Genomic DNA, 15528 nt, shown 5'->3' on the forward strand with positions numbered 1-15528 from the left:
TAGTCTCCTTGTAGCTGGATTTACTTCTGGTCGCCGGTCTCGGTGGACTGCCCGCCGGACGGTGCGGCAGTGGTGCCCGACGGCGGGGTGTCCACGCCGTGTGCGGCTGCCAGCGAATCGCGTGCCGCCTCGGCGACGGCGTCGGCGGTGATGCCGAACTCGCGGTAGAGGGTCTTGTAATCCGCGGATGCACCGAAGTGCTCCAGGGAGACGCTGCGTCCGGCATCGCCCACGAGCTCACGCCAGCCCTGGGCGATTCCGGCTTCCACCGAAACCCGGGCCTTGATGTCCTTGGGGATAACCGACTCGCGGTACCGGGCGTCCTGCCTGTTGAACCATTCGATGCTGGGCATGGAAACCACGCGGGCGGCAATGCCCTCAGCTGCAAGGGCTTCGCGGGCCTCAACGGCCAGCTGGACCTCTGAGCCGGTGCCAATCAGGATGACGTCCGGAGTGACAACGTTTCCGTCGCGCACGGCTTCGGCGAGGACGTAGCCGCCGCGGGAGACGCCGTTTGCCGAGGCAAAGGAATCGGCCGTTGCCGCGCCCTCACCGCGTTCGTAGGTGGGAATGTTCTGGCGGGTCAGCACGATGCCGGCCGGGTTCTCCGTGTTTTCCAGAATGGTCTTCCAGGCCACGGCTACCTCGTTGGCGTCGCCGGGGCGCACCACGTCGAGTCCGGGAATGGCACGCAGCGAGGCGAGCTGCTCCACCGGCTGGTGGGTGGGGCCGTCTTCGCCGAGGCCGATGGAGTCATGCGTCCACACGTAGATTGACGGCACACCCATCAGCGCGCCCAGGCGGATGGCCGGGCGCTGGTAGTCACTGAAAATCAGGAACGTACCGGAGAAGGCACGCGTGTTGCTGTGCATCGTGATGCCGTTGACGATCGCCGCTGCGGCGTGTTCGCGGATGCCGAAGTGCAGCACGCGGCCGTACGGGTTTCCGGACCACGCGTCGGTCTGCCGGCCGGCCGGGATGAAGGACGGGGAGCCCTCGATGGTGGTGTTGTTGGACTCGGCCAGGTCCGCCGAGCCGCCCCAGAGTTCAGGCAGTACCGGGCCGATGGCCGAAAGCACCTTGCCGGACGCGGCGCGGGTGGACATGTCCTTGCCGGCCTCGAACTCGGGCAGGGAGTTCTCCCAGCCCTCAGGCAGGGTGCCGTTGCTGATGCGCTCCAGCAGGGCGGCGCCCTCGGGGTTAGAAGCCTTCCAGGCCTCAAAGCGTTCGTCCCACTCGCGGCGTGCCTCAGCACCGCGGGAGACGGCCTGGCGTGCGTGTTCCAGCACGGCGGGGTCCACGTCGAAGGACTTCTCCGGGTCGAAGCCCAGCGTTTCCTTCAGTGCGGCAACCTCGTCCTTGCCCAGGGCGGAGCCGTGGATCTTGCCCGTGTTCTGCTTGTTCGGCGACGGCCAGCCGATGATGGTCCTCAGCGAAATGATGGACGGCCTGCCGGTTTCGGCCTTCGCCGCCAGCAGCGCGTTGTACAGCTCGTCAACGTCTTCCACATATTCACCGGTCTTGGTCCAGTCCACCCGCTGGGTGTGCCAGCCGTAGGCTTCGTAGCGCTTCAGGACATCTTCGGTGAAGGAGATGTCCGTGTCGTCTTCAATGGAGATGTGGTTCTCGTCGTAGATGACAACCAGGTTGCCGAGCTCCTGGTGGCCGGCCAGCGAGGAGGCTTCAGAGGTGACGCCTTCCTGCATGTCGCCGTCGGACGCGATAACCCATGTGGTGTGGTCAAACGGGCTCTCGCCCTGCGGGGCATCGGCGTCGAGCAGGCCGCGGAGGCGGCGCTGGGCGAAGGCGAAACCCACGGAGGACGCCAGTCCCTGGCCCAGCGGGCCGGTGGTGATTTCGACGCCGGCGGTGTGGCGGTACTCGGGGTGGCCGGGGGTCTTGGAGCCCCAGGTGCGCAGTGCCTCAAGGTCACCGATCTCCAGGCCGTAACCGGACAGGAAGAGCTGGATGTAGAGCGTCAGCGAAGTGTGCCCGGGGGAGAGGATGAAGCGGTCCCTGCCGGTCCACTGGGGATCTGACGGATCGTGGCGCATCAGTTTCTGGAACAGCAGGTACGCTGCCGGCGCCAGGCTCATGGCCGTTCCCGGGTGTCCGTTGCCGACCTTCTCGACGGCGTCCGCAGCCAGGACACGCGCAGTGTCCACTGCCTTGCGGTCCAGATCTGTCCAGGTCAGTTCTTGCTCTTCCATATGTGGCACGTTTACCGGGCCCCTCTCTCACTACAGTTGACCGGCGCCCTAGACGCCGGAGACTCCTGGATGCGCTGGTTATCCAGAACATCCGGTTCCTTAACCACAACAACAGGACGCGGAATGGAATCCTTACCGCAATTCGGCATATTCCTTGTTTTTACTGTCCCGCACGGTGCTGCCCGGCGGCTATTAGGCGGCCGCGGGAAAGGTCCGCTCCAACCTTATCCCGTAGGCAGCGGCAATGGGCGTATCGTTTACTTCCGCGGGACATATGGCCGTTTTGCCGGTACCGCGGGGTGCCGCACTGCAGGGCTTCGTTTTCTACAGCCGATAGAGGCTATGATGATGGTGGACTTTTCCGGCCCAGATTGGATGATGTGATCGCCCCGTGACAACGCAGCAAGCCCCAGCCGACCTTCCGGTGTATACCGGCAAGATGACGGCAGGACGTAAGCTCCGGGCCTACGTGGCACTCACCAAGCCCCGGGTCATCGAATTGCTGCTGGTGACCACGCTGCCCACCATGATCTTTGCCGAGCGCGGACTTCCCGGCCTGTGGCTCGTGGTCTTCACCATGGTTGGCGGCGCCCTTGCGGCCGGCAGCGCCGGTGCCTTCAACTGCTACATCGACCGGGACATGGACAAGCTGATGAAGCGGACCAAGAACCGTCCGCTGGTTACCGGCGAAGTTTCCCCGCGCGAAGCACTCGTGTTCGCCTGGGCCCTGGGCATTGTTTCCATTGCCCTGCTCTGGTTCGGCGCCAACCCGCTGACCGGCCTTCTGGGTCTGGGTGCAATCCTCCTCTACGTGGTCTTCTATACGCTGATCCTCAAGCGCCGCACCACCCAGAACATTGTGTGGGGCGGCATCGCCGGCTGCATGCCGGTGCTGATCGCCTGGGCCGCCGTGACCAACAAGGTGGAATGGCCGGCAATCATCCTCTTCCTGATCATCTTCCTGTGGACGCCGCCGCACTACTGGCCGCTGTCCATGAAGTACGGCGAGGACTACCGCAACGCCTCAGTGCCGATGCTCGGTGCAGTAGCCGGAGCCAAGCTGGTGTCGGTGCAGGTTGTCCTCTATGCCTATGCCACCGTGGCCTGCTCGCTGCTGCTCATCCCGGCCGGAGGCGCAGGCTTGGTCTACACCCTGGCCGCTGTCCTGTCCGGCGTCTGGTTCCTGGCCGAGACCCACCGCCTGCACAACCGGGCACAGCATGAAAACGTCACGGACAAGACCGCCATGAAGGTCTTCCACGGCTCCATCAGCTACCTGACCATCCTGTTCCTGGCGCTGGCCATCGACCCGTTTGTGGGCAGCCCGCTGCTGTAGGACCTGGCCGGCGGCACACGACGCCAACAAGACATACCGGGAAGGGCCGGAGGTTAACGCCTCCGGCCCTTCCTGTGTCTCTGGACCGTTCTGGTGTCTGGACCGTTCTGGTGTCTGCGGGCGGTTACGTTCCTCCGCCGACTGACCCGTTGATGCCGTTCCGCCGCAGGGATTCCGGCAGCGTCTGTACTCTCGGGCGGGGATTGCGGCAGGACCTGTCCACTCGGTTCTCACGCTTAGGAATGCGCCTGCGGCCGGCCGCCTTCCCCGCCGAGTGTCCGGACCAGGTTCTTTCCCCCGTCGAGTGACCCGTTGATGCCGTTCCACCACAGGGATTCCGGCAGCGTCTGTACTCTCGGGCGGGGGCTCTGCCGCATAAGAATCCGCCGCACGAATCATCGTCCGCACGAAAAACGGGCCGGACTCCGAAGAATCCGGCCCGTCAAGGCTTTTGTGCTGATGCCGCCGCGGGAGCTTAGCCCCGGCGTGAAGCGGCGGCGCCGGCCTGGCGGGCAACCGGGTCAGTGCCGGGAACCTGCCGCGAGAACCCGGTGAAAACCACGTGGGCGGCTGCAGCGGTGAGCAGTGACGCGCCCAGCATGTGCAGCCCCACCAGCAGGATCGGCAGGTGCATGAAGTGCTGGGTGTAGCCGATCACGGCCTGGATTATGACGACGACGGTCAGCAGGAGCAGCGAGGAGCGCAGACGCCCGTCAGCGGCGTGCCGGTACACCAGATAGAGCGCCACAACGAGGGCAAAGACCAGCAGGTAGACGGGCACCACGTGCAGGCGGGTGACGAGATCAGGATCAAACCCGTTGCGGGCCGCCCCGTGGTCACCGGCATGCGGCCCGGAGCCGGTGACGATGACGCCGAGGACTACGGAGAGTGCGGAGAGGACGCCGAGGGCGCCGAGCAGCGGACGCAGCGTGCGCGTGGCCAGCGGACCGTTGGTGGAAGCCACCTGCTGCGGAGAAAGCCAGGCGCGGTTCACGAGAATCGTCGCCAGCACAATCAGCACCATCGAAACGATGAAGTGGCCGCCCACAATCCACGGATTCAGCCCGGTCCAGACCGTGATGCCGCCCAGCAGAGCCTGCGCGGGAATCCCGGCCAGCAGTGCAATCGACAGTTTGAACAGGTCACGGCGCTCGGCCCGGATTTTCCAGACGCTGTACACCATGGCAAACGCCACGGCGGCCAGCACAAAGGTCAGCAGCCGGTTGCCGAACTCGATGATCCCGTGGATGCCCATTTCCGGGGTGGTGGTCAGGGAATCCGGCGTGCACAGCGGCCATTCCGGGCAGCCCAGCCCGGAAGCGGTGAGGCGCACGGCACCGCCGGTGACGACGATGCCGATGTTGGCCACCAGTGAGGCTACGGCAAAAGCACGCACTGTCTTGTTCACGGCAGGTTTGGTCCCGTCAGCCTGTGCAGGGACGACGGGCGATGAGGCTCGGCCGGAAGATGCGGATGACACGGAATTCAGCTCCATTTGAACCAGCGGACAGCGGCAAGGCCGCCCAGAATTGTCCACGCCAGAAGAATCAGCGTGGCGGGGAAATTAAAAGAAGAGTCGATGAGTGCGGAGCGCATGGCTTCACCCAGTGCAGCGGAGGGCAGGATTTCCACGAAGGGCTGCATGATGTCGGGCAGGTTACCGGCGGGGATGATGATCCCGCCGACGGCAGCCAGCAGGATCCACAGCAGGTTGGTGACCGCCAGCGTTGCTTCGGGCCGGGCGGTGCCGGCAACCAGCAGACCCAGCGCCGTGAAGGCCGCAGCGCCGATCAGCAGCGATATGAGGCCCAGCGGGATTCCGGACCAGGACGGTTCCCAGCCCAGGAACGCCGCAACGATGCTCACCACCACCACTTGGATGGCCAGGACGGCGACGACGGCGATTGCCTTGCCGGCGATGAGCCCGGCCTTGCCCAGCGGGGTGGTGGACAGGAACCGCAGGACGCCGTAGCGGCGGTCAAAGCCGGTGGCGATTCCCTGCCCCGTGAACGCGGTGGACATCGCGCACAGGGCCAGGATGCCCGGGGTCGCCATGTTCACGCGGGACGTCCCGTAGCCGTCGAGGATCGGTGTCACTGACAATGCAACCAGCGCCATGAGCGGCAGGAATACGGCCAGAATCAGCTGTTCGCCGTTACGGAGCATCGTGACGGCTTCATAACGTCCCTGATTCAGGATGCGTACCGGAAGCGAAGCGGGGGCGCTCATCGGATTTCCCTTCCGGACAGGTCGAGGAAGACGTCTTCCAGGGATCGGGATGCCATGTGGATGGCTGACGGAAGGATGCCGGCGCGTGCCCACCACGCGGAAAGCCCGGCGATATCACCGGGCGTGAGGGCTCCGCGCAGGGTGTAGTGTCCGGGTACCGATTCCCTGACCACCAGATGGGAAAGCCCGACGGCGGCCAGATCAAGCCCGGGTGCGGCGTCGAAGGTGAGAAGCCGCTGATCGGCCAGTTCGTCGGTCTGCGCCGTGAGCTCAGCGACAGTGCCCTGCGCCACCGTCCTGCCGGCATCGATGATGTAGACGTAGTCGGCCAGTTTTTGCGCGTCGTCCATCAGATGGGTGGTGAGGATGATCCCCAGGCCGTCATCACGCAGCTCGGAGATGAGGTCGAAGACAATCTGGCGGGACTGCGGATCGAGACCGGCGCTGGGCTCGTCCAGGAAGAGAACCTCCGGACGGCCGATCAGTGCGGCGGCCATGGCCAGCCGCTGCTTCTGCCCGCCGGAGAGGCGGCGGATATTGGAATTGGCGAAACTGCCGATGCCGAGCCGCGAGACCAGTTCATCCACCGGGCGGGGGTCCGCGTACATGGAGGCGATGTGATGAAGCAGGGGGACCGGGCGCGCGGACGGGGGGAGGCCGCCGTCCTGCAGCATGACACCTACCCTGCTGCGAAGTTCAGCTCCTGCCCCGTAGGGCTCCTGTCCCAGCAGCCGTACTTCGCCCCCGTTGATGGGCTGCAGCCCCTGGGCGCACTCCAGCGTGGTGGTTTTTCCGGCGCCGTTGGCCCCGAGCAGGGCGGTGACTGAACCGCGGCGGGCGGAGAAGTTGACGCCGGCCAGCACCCGGATCATCTTGCCGTCGAGACCGGCTACCGGGCCGCAGTCCTTGATCAGGCCTTTTATGGTCAGGCAGGGTTCATCGTTGGGCACCGTCATATTCTACGTTAGGTAGTACAGCGTCCTGCACCCGGCCGGCGGTCCCCGGGCAGCGGGGCGCTGGATAGCCTGTCCTTACTGGCAGGCAGGAACAAATTACGTCATGCTTGTGTTGTGTATTCTGTGAGTAACTCTGAGCCGAAGGCAGTCGCCAAGCCGGCAGCAGCCCGCGAAGCGGAGGAACGCACCCGGGACCGTGTCCTGGGCGCGGTGCTGGAGCATGGCCCGGTGAGCGCCGCGGAGCTGGGCGAACGGCTGGGGTTCACCCCCGCAGCGGTCCGCCGGCACCTCGATGCGCTTTCCGCCAAGGGGCTGATCGAAGTCAAGCGCGTGAACAATCCGTCGTCGGGTGCAGGACGGCCGGCGCGGCGGTATGTTTTGAGCAAGCAGGGTCAGGCGTATCTGGGCAACGACTATCTGGATATCGCCACCGAAGCCCTGCGCCAGCTCGGCCTCGCAGCCGGGCCGGAAGCGATAGAGAAGTTCGCCGCCGAACGTTTCGAGCGGATGGAAGAGCGCTACCGTCCGGTTGTTGAAGCGGCCGGTCCCGCCGTTCAGGACAAGGCCGAAGCTCTGGCAGCAGAGCTGACCAAGGACGGGTTTGTCGGCTCGACCACCCTGATCGGAACGGCGAAGCAGCCCAGCACACTGCTCAGCGTCCAGTTGTGCCAGGGACACTGCCCCATTCAGGGACTCGCCAGTTCCTACACGGTCTTCTGCGACAAGGAAACCGAAGTTTTTGCCCGGCTGCTGGACGTGGATGTCCGTCGACTTTCCACGCTTTCCCGCGGCGGGCATGTTTGTACGACCCACATACCCGTGGGCCGCACCAGGTCCGAGGCGCACGTCCCCGTGCACGCCGAAACCAATAAGTCCACATCCATTCATCAGCAAGAAAGGCCGTGATGACGGATCAAGCAACCCAGAAGTCAACGGCACCCGCCGCGGTGCCGGATTCTGTGATTTCAGACATCCTGGAGAAGAACCCGGAGCTCGAGGGCATCGGTACCTACGAATACGGATGGGCCGACTCCGACGTCGCGGGTTCAAACGCCCGCCGCGGACTCAGCGAGGAAGTTGTCCGGGACATCTCGGCAAAGAAGAATGAACCCCAGTGGATGCTGGACCTTCGCCTGAAGGGTCTGAAGTATTTCGACCGGAAGCCCATGCCCACCTGGGGTGCGGACCTGTCCGGCATCGACTTCGACAACATCAAGTACTTTGTGCGCTCCACGGAGAAGCAGGCCAACACCTGGGAAGACCTCCCCGAGGACATCCGCAACACGTATGAGAAGCTCGGCATCCCCGAAGCTGAGCGCGGCCGCCTGGTCTCCGGCGTTGCCGCCCAGTACGAGTCCGAGGTTGTCTACCACCAGCTCCGCGAGGATCTGGAACGTCAGGGCGTCATCTTCCTGGACACCGACACCGCACTGAAGGAACACCCGGAGATTTTCCAGGAGTACTTCGGCACCGTGATCCCGGTTGGCGACAACAAGTTCGGTTCGCTGAACACCGCCGTGTGGTCCGGCGGTTCCTTCGTCTACGTCCCCAAGGGCGTCCACGTGGAGATCCCGCTGCAGGCCTACTTCCGCATCAACACGGAAAACATGGGTCAGTTCGAGCGCACCCTGATCATTGCGGACGAGGATTCCTACGTCCACTACATCGAAGGCTGCACCGCACCGATCTACACCTCGGACTCGCTGCACTCCGCCGTCGTCGAAATTATCGTGAAGAAGGGCGCCCGCGTCCGCTACACGACCATCCAGAACTGGTCCAACAACGTGTACAACCTGGTGACCAAGCGCGCCATTGCACACGAGGGCGCCACCATGGAGTGGATCGACGGCAACATCGGTTCCAAGGTCACCATGAAGTACCCGGCCGTCTACCTGGTGGGCGAGCACGCCAAGGGTGAGACCCTGTCCATCGCCTTCGCCGGCGAGGGCCAGCACCAGGACACCGGGTCCAAGATGGTCCACATTGCTCCGAACACCAAGAGCTCCATTATTTCCAAGTCCGTGGCCCGCGGCGGCGGGCGTGCAGCCTACCGCGGCCTGGTCCAGGTCCGCGAAGGCGCCAAGCACTCGGCCAACACCGTGCGCTGTGACGCCCTGCTGGTGGACACCATCTCCCGCTCGGACACGTATCCGTACGTGGACATCCGCGAAGATGACGTCACCATGGGCCACGAGGCCACCGTTTCCCGCGTCAGCGAGGAACAGCTGTTCTACCTCATGTCCCGCGGCCTTCCCGAGGACGAGGCAATGGCAATGATCGTGCGCGGCTTTATTGAGCCGATCGCCCGTGAGCTGCCGATGGAATACGCCCTTGAACTCAACCGCCTCATCGAACTCCAGATGGAAGGAGCCGTCGGTTAATGTCGAAGCTTAACGACGTCGTCGAAAACGTGACCGAAAAGGTCAGCAATGCAGTAGAGGAAGTCAAAGCCCGGATTGGTGCGCCCTCAGGGGACAGCCGCGTCCGGATTGACGGATTCACAGAAGAGGGAGAGAACCTCTCTCCGCTGAATGAATCCTCCTCGGTTCTTGGCGGCGACAGCAGCAAGTCCCACAGCCACGGTGCAGGGGCAGGCATTCCGGACAGCTCACGCGCCGGACGCCTGACCTCCTACAACCGCAGCGATTTCGGCAAACTGACCGGACGTGAAGAAGACTGGCGGTTCACCCCGCTCAAGCGCCTTCGCGGCCTGCACACCGCCGAACTCACCGGCACCGCCCCTGAGGTTGCCGTTGTGGCACCCGAGGGCGTCCGCGTGGAAAACGTGGCGCGCACCGATGCCCGCATCGGCTCCGCCGGCATCCCGGAGGACCTGGTGGCAGCTGCCGCCTGGGAAGCCTTCACCGAGGCCACCGTAGTGACCATCCCGGCTGAAACTGTCGTGGACGGCAGCGTAACGCTGACCATGACCGGTGCCGGGAAGGATCCCGCAGCCCAGCACGTGGTCATTACCGCGGAGAAGTTCGCCAAAGCTGTGGTCGTCCTGGATCACAAGGGATCGGCAACGCTGTCCCAGAACGTGGAAATCGTCGTCGAAGACGGTGCTGAACTGACCGTTGTGTCCGTTCAGGACTGGGATGACGACGCCGTTCACGCGTCTGCGCAGTACGCCCGGATTGGCCGTGACGCGAAGTTCAAGCACGTCGTCGTCAGCCTCGGCGGCGACCTGGTGCGCGTGACCCCGTCCTCGAAGTTCACCGCGACGGGCGGCGACGTCCAGATGTTCGGCCTGTACTACGCGGACGCCGGCCAGCACCTGGAACAGCGGCTGTTCGTGGACCACGCAGTGCCCAACTGCAAGTCCCGCGTCATGTACAAGGGCGCGCTGCAGGGCCGCGATGCACACACCGTTTGGGTAGGTGACGTCCTGATCCGCAAGGAGGCAGAAGGCACCGACACATACGAGGTCAACCGCAACCTGCTGCTCACCGACGGCGGCCGCGCAGACTCCGTACCGAACCTGGAAATCGAAACCGGTCTGATCGAGGGTGCCGGCCATGCCAGCGCCACGGGCCGTTTCGATGACGAGCACCTGTTCTACCTGATGGCCCGCGGCATCCCCGAGGACGTTGCCCGCCGCCTGGTGGTCCGCGGATTCCTCAACGAGATCATCCAGCAGATCAAGGTTCCGGCACTGGAAGAGCGACTCACTGAGGCCGTCGAGCGCGAACTCGCAGCAGTCGAGAGCTAGCACCCGGTTCCCCGGACGCCGTGCAGCATCCGGGGAACGGAAGCTGCACCCACACTTTTTGAAGCTTAAATACGCACCAGAGCGTGCAAAGGAGAAAGCGTAACTCGTATGTCTACTCTTGAGATCAAGGATCTTCACGTCAGCATTGAGACCGAACAGGGTGTCAAGAAGCAGATCCTGAAGGGCGTCAGTCTGACCATCAACACCGGTGAGACGCACGCCATCATGGGCCCCAACGGCTCCGGCAAGTCCACCCTCGCCTCCACCATTGCCGGGCACCCCCGCTACGTCGTGGACAGCGGCTCCATCACGCTCGACGGCGAAGATGTCCTGTCCATGAGCGTGGACGAGCGCGCCCGCGCCGGCCTTTTCCTGGCCATGCAGTACCCGGTGGAGGTCCCCGGCGTGACCATGACCAACTTCCTGCGCACCGCCAAGACTGCGCTCGACGGCGAAGCACCCTCCCTGCGCCACTGGACCAAGGACGTCAAGGCGGCCATGTCCCAGCTGCGCATTGATGCCGACTTCGCGTCGCGCAACGTCAACGAAGGCTTCTCCGGCGGTGAGAAGAAGCGCGTGGAGATTCTCCAGCTCGAGCTCTTCCGCCCGAAGTTCGCCATCCTCGACGAGACGGACTCCGGCCTGGACGTTGACGCCCTGAAGGTTGTCTCCGAAGGCGTCAACCGCGAGCACGCCAAGGGTGACATGGGCACGCTGCTCATCACGCACTACACGCGCATCCTGCGCTACATCAAGCCGGACTTCGTTCACGTCTTCGTTGACGGCCGGATCGCCGAGCAGGGCGGCCCGGAGCTGGCAGACCGCCTGGAAGAAGAAGGCTACGACCGGTTCACCGGTGCCAACGCCACAGCGGCCACCGCTACCGCCAACGCCCTGAAGGCCTAGGCACCACCCTGACCGATACAACTGCACAGGAGCAGATGATGAGTGAGCCGAACCTGGCCCAGACGTCCCTTGAGGACATCGAAGAGGCCCTGAAGGACGTCATCGACCCCGAGCTGGGCGTGAACGTCGTTGACCTGGGGCTGCTCTACGGCCTTCGGTACGCGGACGACGGCGCCCTGCTGATCGACATGACGCTGACCACCGCTGCCTGCCCGCTCACCGATGTCATCGAAGAGCAGGTTGGCCAGGCACTGGACGGCGTTGTGGACGACTGGCGGCTGAGCTGGGTCTGGATGCCGCCGTGGGGTCCGGAGAAGATCACCGACGACGGCCGCGACCAGATGCGCGCGCTGGGCTTCAATATCTAAGAACGTGCACCAAAGAGCAGGGCCGCTTTCCCGCGCAGCGGGGGAGCGGCCCTGCTCTTGTCTTGGCGGTTGCGGGTGCCCGGGCGCGACGGCTGGTGTTACCGTCGGCCCATGGAGAAGACAGACTCTTCCGGAACCTGGTACCTGTTCGACTACGGCATGGTGATATCCGCCGAACCGGAGCCGGAAGACTGGGCTGCGCTGGAACGCGAAACCGGACTCCGGGGCCTGGCGGCGGCGTCGGGTCCGTACTGGAATCACCGGGATGATTACGACGCCGGCCGCCACACGCCCGCCCAGTACTGGGCCCGGGTGCTGGGCCGGCCGGTAGGCGCGGAACAGCTGCGGGCACTGGAGGAACTGGATGCCGCCCAGTGGGCCCATGTGAACGCGGACACCCTGGCCGTACTGGAGACCCTGTCGGAGGAAGGCGCCCGGCTGGCCCTGCTCTCCAACATGCCCGCCTCAATGGCCGATCAGTACCTTCGGGAAGCAGCGTGGCCTGCCCGCTTCACCCGCACCTTCTTCAGCGGACCGCTGGGCATGAGCAAGCCGGACCCCCGGATCTTCACGCATGTCCTGGACGAACTGGGAGCGGTACCGGCGGACGTTGTCTTCATTGACGACAACGTCCGCAACATCGGGGCGGCCCGGGAGCTTGGGCTGCACACGGTGCACTTCAGGCCGGGCACGGACCTGCGGCAGGAACTGGCCCGCTTCCGCAAGAGGTCCGGGCACTGAGACGGTTAGGGGTTATCCAGGTCCGGGGCGCTGAAGGTGTTACAGGAAGCGATGGTCCCGCCGTCGTAACCCTGCATGAACCAGGCCTGGCGCTGGTCGCCCGAACCGTGTGTCCAGCTCTCCGGATTCACCTGGCCGGCGGCCATGGACTGGATCCGGTCATCGCCGATGGCGGCGGCGGCGGAAAGGGCGTCCTGCACATCTGCCGCCGTGAGCTCCGCCAGGAAGGGTTCAGTGCTGCCGGGAGCCGGTACCGACGCGGCATTGCCCGCCCACAGCCCTGCATAGCAGTCCGCCTGCAGCTCGGTCCGCACAGCGGCTGAATCAGCACCGCGGGGATCGGAGGCCGAGGCACCCAGGACTCCGGTCAGGTTCTGGATGTGGTGCCCAAACTCATGCGCCACCACGTACTCCTGCGCCAGCGGGCCGCCGGAAGCTCCGTAGCGGGCCACAAGCTCGTCAAAGAACGCCGTGTCGTAGTACGTCTGCTCATCAGCCGGGCAGTAGAAGGGGCCCACCGCGCTGGTCGCGGATCCGCACCCGGTATCGGTGCGTCCGCTGAAGAGTACAACGCCGGGTTCGGTGTAGGCCATTCCCTCCGCCGCCAGCGCCGGACCCCAGTAGCTGTCCAGGCTCTCGGCGGTTCCGACAATCCGGCAGTCGAGGCGCTCGTTCGCGTCCGCCCCGTCCAGGCACTCGGAAATGCTCTCTGAATAACCGGAACCGGCGGAGCTGCCGCCGTCGCTCAGCCCCAAGCCGTCCACCACATCGGAGCCGAAGATCAGGGACAGGATGAGGATGAGTCCTCCGCCGAGCCCGCCGCCCACGGCAATACCTTTGCCCCTGCCCCGCCGGTCGCTGACCCGGGAGGAGTCCAATCGTGCATTTTCGTTAAAACTCATTCCCCGATTATCCCCGGCCCTCAGCCTGCCTGCGTTTGGGGACATCGGGGCTGCCCGAGGACTCCCCGATGCCGCGGGCGGCCAGGGCGTCACCGGTCTGCTGGGCATAGGCCACGGCCCTGATCACCACTGGAACGGTGAGGGCGCGCGGGTTCCGTTCCAGGCCGCGGGCCATGGCCGAATGGCGCACGTCCTGCGCCGAACCGAGCAGGAACGGAATACTGCGCAGCATCAGGGCCAGCGTCAGTCCAAAGCGTTCCGGATCCGCACCGAGGAACCGGAACGGTCCCGCCAGCGCCACAAGCCCGTCCAGCAGATCCTGCAGAGCAGTGGTGAGGGTCAGCAGCCGGGCCGCAGCTACGCACACCACAATGTTCCCCACCACCAGAAGCGCTGCGGCCGGACCGTTGGACCAGGCCTGGAAGACTCCCAGCAGCAGCAGGATGGGCCACATCAGTTTCAGGGGCCGCCACGATTCCGACAGCAAACGCGCTGCGGCATAGGCTCCGAGCACCAGTAAGAAAGCCGCGCCCAGCACCGGCAGCGCTCGAAAGGCCAGCACACCGGCGGACAGGATGACGACGGCGGCTGCCTTCAGCGCCAGCGGCGCCCGGTGCACGGGGGAATTGCCGGGCCGGTAGGCGCCGAGCAGGTGGGAGGAGCCCCTCACGGCAGTCCTTTCGGGGCGTGTTCTCTCACGGCATGCCCTTTGCGGCGGGGACGCTGCCGGAGCCCAGCGCCAGCGTCCGGTAGGCGGCCAGCGCAGCGCCGGGGGCGCCGTCGAACACGATCCTGCCGTCCTCAACGACCAGGATCCGTTCCGCATCCGCCGCGAAATCAAGGTCGTGCGTTGTATAGATCATCTGCTGCGGCAACCCGGCCAGGATGCGGCGCAGCGCCGCGGTGTTGCGCAGGTCCAGCAGCGTGCTGGGTTCATCGGCCACCAGGACATCCGGTTCAACCGCCAGCACCGAGGCCAGGGCCATGAGCTGGCGTTCTCCGCCGGAGAGGTCATAGATGCTGCGGTCAGCCAGGTCCAGCAGTCCGAATGCGGCCAACCTGTCCTCAGCCGCTGCACGGCGGTGGCTCCGGTTGCGGATGGATGCACGCAGGGACAGTTCGACGTCGTCGCGCCCGGTGGGCATGACCAGCTGGGAGAGCGGATCGGTAAAGACAAATCCCACCCGGCGGCGAATCCGGCTGCCGTGGCGCACCGTGTCCAGCCCGTCCACGGTGACGGTTCCTGTGTCCGGCGCCAGCAGTCCGTTGAGCAGTTTCAACAGCGTTGACTTGCCGGAGCCGTTGGCGCCGACCACGGCAATCCGGGACTCATCCAGATCCAGGGTGAAGGGGTGCAGGATGGGGGCGGGAGAGTTCCCGGCGGGAAGCTCACCCGCCGGAGAGGAAGACGGCCCGGGGGAGCGGAGCACCGACACCTCCCGCAGGCGGATCCGGGCCATCAGCGGCCCTTTGCTGCCAGCCGGGGGAAGGCCGTGAAGACACTGACGCCCACAGCTGCTGCGAGCAGGTTCTTCAGCACATCGCCGGGCCAGAATGCGATGTCAGCGGCCAGGGCCGCCGGAAACTCAAGCTTCGCATTGAGCATGAGCCCGGCGATGCCCAGCGGATGCACGCAGAGGAAGCTGGCGGCCATGGCGGAGACGAAAAGCAGCGGAAATCGCGCCCGTCGGGCACGCCGCAGGACAATCCGGGACAGCAGTCCCACAACGAAGGCTGCGGGTACAAAGGCCAGCAAATAGCCGGCTGAAGGTCCGGCCAGGACGCCCAGCCCGCCGCTGAAGCCGCTGAAGACCGGCAACCCGGCCAATCCGGCGGCCAGGAACAGGGCAACAGCAGCGGCTCCGCGGGAAGGTCCCAAAATAATGCCCGCCAGCATAACGGCCAGGGTTTGGAGGGTAATGGGAACCCCGGAGCCCAGGGGCACTCCGGGGAGCAGGGAGAACGAGGCGACCAGGGCGGCAAAAACAGCAATAAGGGACAGGTCCGAAGCATTCCAGCGGCGGCGGGAGAGCCGCTCCCGGCGGGAAGGTGCCGCAGCTTCAGCGGAGGAAGTGCTCATCAGCTCTCATTTCGTAGGACGTCTACAACAGGGGGTCAGCGGGAGCGCCTCTTCATCGCCGCATCCTAGATGACCCTAACCTCGCAAC

15 protein-coding genes are annotated in these 15528 nt (G+C 65.1%); 7 read left to right on the plus strand and 8 right to left on the minus strand.

Annotated elements, in window-relative coordinates; all coding sequences use genetic code 11:
- Nucleotides 1-20 precede the first annotated feature (20 nt).
- On the minus strand, nt 21-2210 hold the full coding sequence (tkt, locus tag QMA10_RS00645) for a transketolase (RefSeq protein ID WP_290165131.1): 2190 nt from the start codon (nt 2208-2210) through the stop codon (nt 21-23).
- A 439-nt stretch (nt 2211-2649) separates the two neighbouring features.
- Here tkt and QMA10_RS00650 point away from each other — a divergent pair, with 439 nt between their 5' ends.
- Complete coding sequence (locus QMA10_RS00650; RefSeq protein ID WP_290165132.1) at nt 2650-3546, plus strand: heme o synthase; 897 nt, start codon at nt 2650-2652, stop codon at nt 3544-3546.
- Nucleotides 3547-4021: 475 nt separating this feature from the next.
- On the opposite strand, the gene QMA10_RS00655 is transcribed toward QMA10_RS00650, so the two are convergent.
- Genes QMA10_RS00655 through QMA10_RS00665 form a run of 3 tightly spaced genes read right to left on the minus strand, consistent with a single transcriptional unit; the run spans nt 4022 to nt 6731 of the window.
- A complete protein-coding gene (locus tag QMA10_RS00655) occupies nt 4022-5026 on the minus strand; it encodes a COX15/CtaA family protein (RefSeq protein WP_290165134.1) in 1005 nt (334 codons plus the stop codon).
- A gap of 5 nt (nt 5027-5031) precedes the next feature.
- Nucleotides 5032-5775: an ABC transporter permease gene (locus QMA10_RS00660; RefSeq protein ID WP_290165136.1), complete on the minus strand. Its 744-nt coding sequence runs from the start codon at nt 5773-5775 to the stop codon at nt 5032-5034.
- A complete protein-coding gene (locus QMA10_RS00665; protein WP_290165138.1) occupies nt 5772-6731 on the minus strand; it encodes an ABC transporter ATP-binding protein in 960 nt (319 codons plus the stop codon). The genes QMA10_RS00660 and QMA10_RS00665 overlap by 4 nt, the downstream gene beginning before the upstream one ends.
- Before the next feature lie 123 nt (nt 6732-6854).
- On the opposite strand from QMA10_RS00665, the gene QMA10_RS00670 reads away from it, so the two are divergent.
- The 6 genes from QMA10_RS00670 to QMA10_RS00695 all read left to right on the plus strand — a co-directional run bounded on the left by QMA10_RS00670 (nt 6855) and on the right by QMA10_RS00695 (nt 12458).
- Entirely contained in the window at nt 6855-7637 is a 783-nt protein-coding gene (locus QMA10_RS00670; RefSeq protein ID WP_290165140.1) for a MarR family transcriptional regulator, read from the plus strand.
- The gene (gene sufB / locus QMA10_RS00675) at nt 7637-9112 is read left to right on the plus strand and encodes a Fe-S cluster assembly protein SufB (RefSeq protein ID WP_290165142.1); all 1476 of its coding nucleotides are present in this window, start codon (nt 7637-7639) and stop codon (nt 9110-9112) included. Before QMA10_RS00670 ends, sufB begins: the two co-directional genes overlap by 1 nt.
- A complete protein-coding gene (sufD, locus tag QMA10_RS00680) occupies nt 9112-10443 on the plus strand; it encodes a Fe-S cluster assembly protein SufD (RefSeq protein WP_290165144.1) in 1332 nt (443 codons plus the stop codon). Before sufB ends, sufD begins: the two co-directional genes overlap by 1 nt.
- 108 nt (nt 10444-10551) lie before the next feature.
- Nucleotides 10552-11349 (plus strand): Fe-S cluster assembly ATPase SufC, encoded by a 798-nt coding sequence (gene sufC, locus QMA10_RS00685; protein WP_290165146.1) that lies wholly within the window; start codon nt 10552-10554, stop codon nt 11347-11349.
- A gap of 38 nt (nt 11350-11387) precedes the next feature.
- Nucleotides 11388-11717 (plus strand): metal-sulfur cluster assembly factor, encoded by a 330-nt coding sequence (locus tag QMA10_RS00690; RefSeq protein ID WP_104054819.1) that lies wholly within the window; start codon nt 11388-11390, stop codon nt 11715-11717.
- Between the two features lie 111 nt (nt 11718-11828).
- The gene (locus tag QMA10_RS00695; protein WP_290165149.1) at nt 11829-12458 is read left to right on the plus strand and encodes an HAD family phosphatase; all 630 of its coding nucleotides are present in this window, start codon (nt 11829-11831) and stop codon (nt 12456-12458) included.
- Nucleotides 12459-12463: 5 nt separating this feature from the next.
- Here QMA10_RS00695 and QMA10_RS00700 read toward each other — a convergent pair whose 3' ends face one another.
- Genes QMA10_RS00700 through QMA10_RS00715 form a run of 4 tightly spaced genes read right to left on the minus strand, consistent with a single transcriptional unit; the run spans nt 12464 to nt 15440 of the window.
- Nucleotides 12464-13360: a neutral zinc metallopeptidase gene (locus QMA10_RS00700; protein WP_290165151.1), complete on the minus strand. Its 897-nt coding sequence runs from the start codon at nt 13358-13360 to the stop codon at nt 12464-12466.
- A gap of 7 nt (nt 13361-13367) precedes the next feature.
- On the minus strand, nt 13368-14030 hold the full coding sequence (locus QMA10_RS00705) for an energy-coupling factor transporter transmembrane protein EcfT (protein ID WP_290165153.1): 663 nt from the start codon (nt 14028-14030) through the stop codon (nt 13368-13370).
- A 25-nt stretch (nt 14031-14055) separates the two neighbouring features.
- Nucleotides 14056-14820, minus strand: a complete 765-nt coding sequence (locus QMA10_RS00710) for an ABC transporter ATP-binding protein (protein ID WP_290165154.1) — start codon at nt 14818-14820, stop codon at nt 14056-14058.
- Nucleotides 14820-15440, minus strand: coding sequence for a biotin transporter BioY (locus QMA10_RS00715; protein ID WP_290165156.1), 621 nt, complete (start codon nt 15438-15440; stop codon nt 14820-14822). Before QMA10_RS00715 ends, QMA10_RS00710 begins: the two co-directional genes overlap by 1 nt.
- Between the last annotated feature and the right edge of the window lie 88 nt (nt 15441-15528).

Source organism: Arthrobacter sp. APC 3897, from assembly GCF_030407495.1.
Classification (GTDB): Bacteria; Actinomycetota; Actinomycetes; order Actinomycetales; family Micrococcaceae; genus Arthrobacter_B.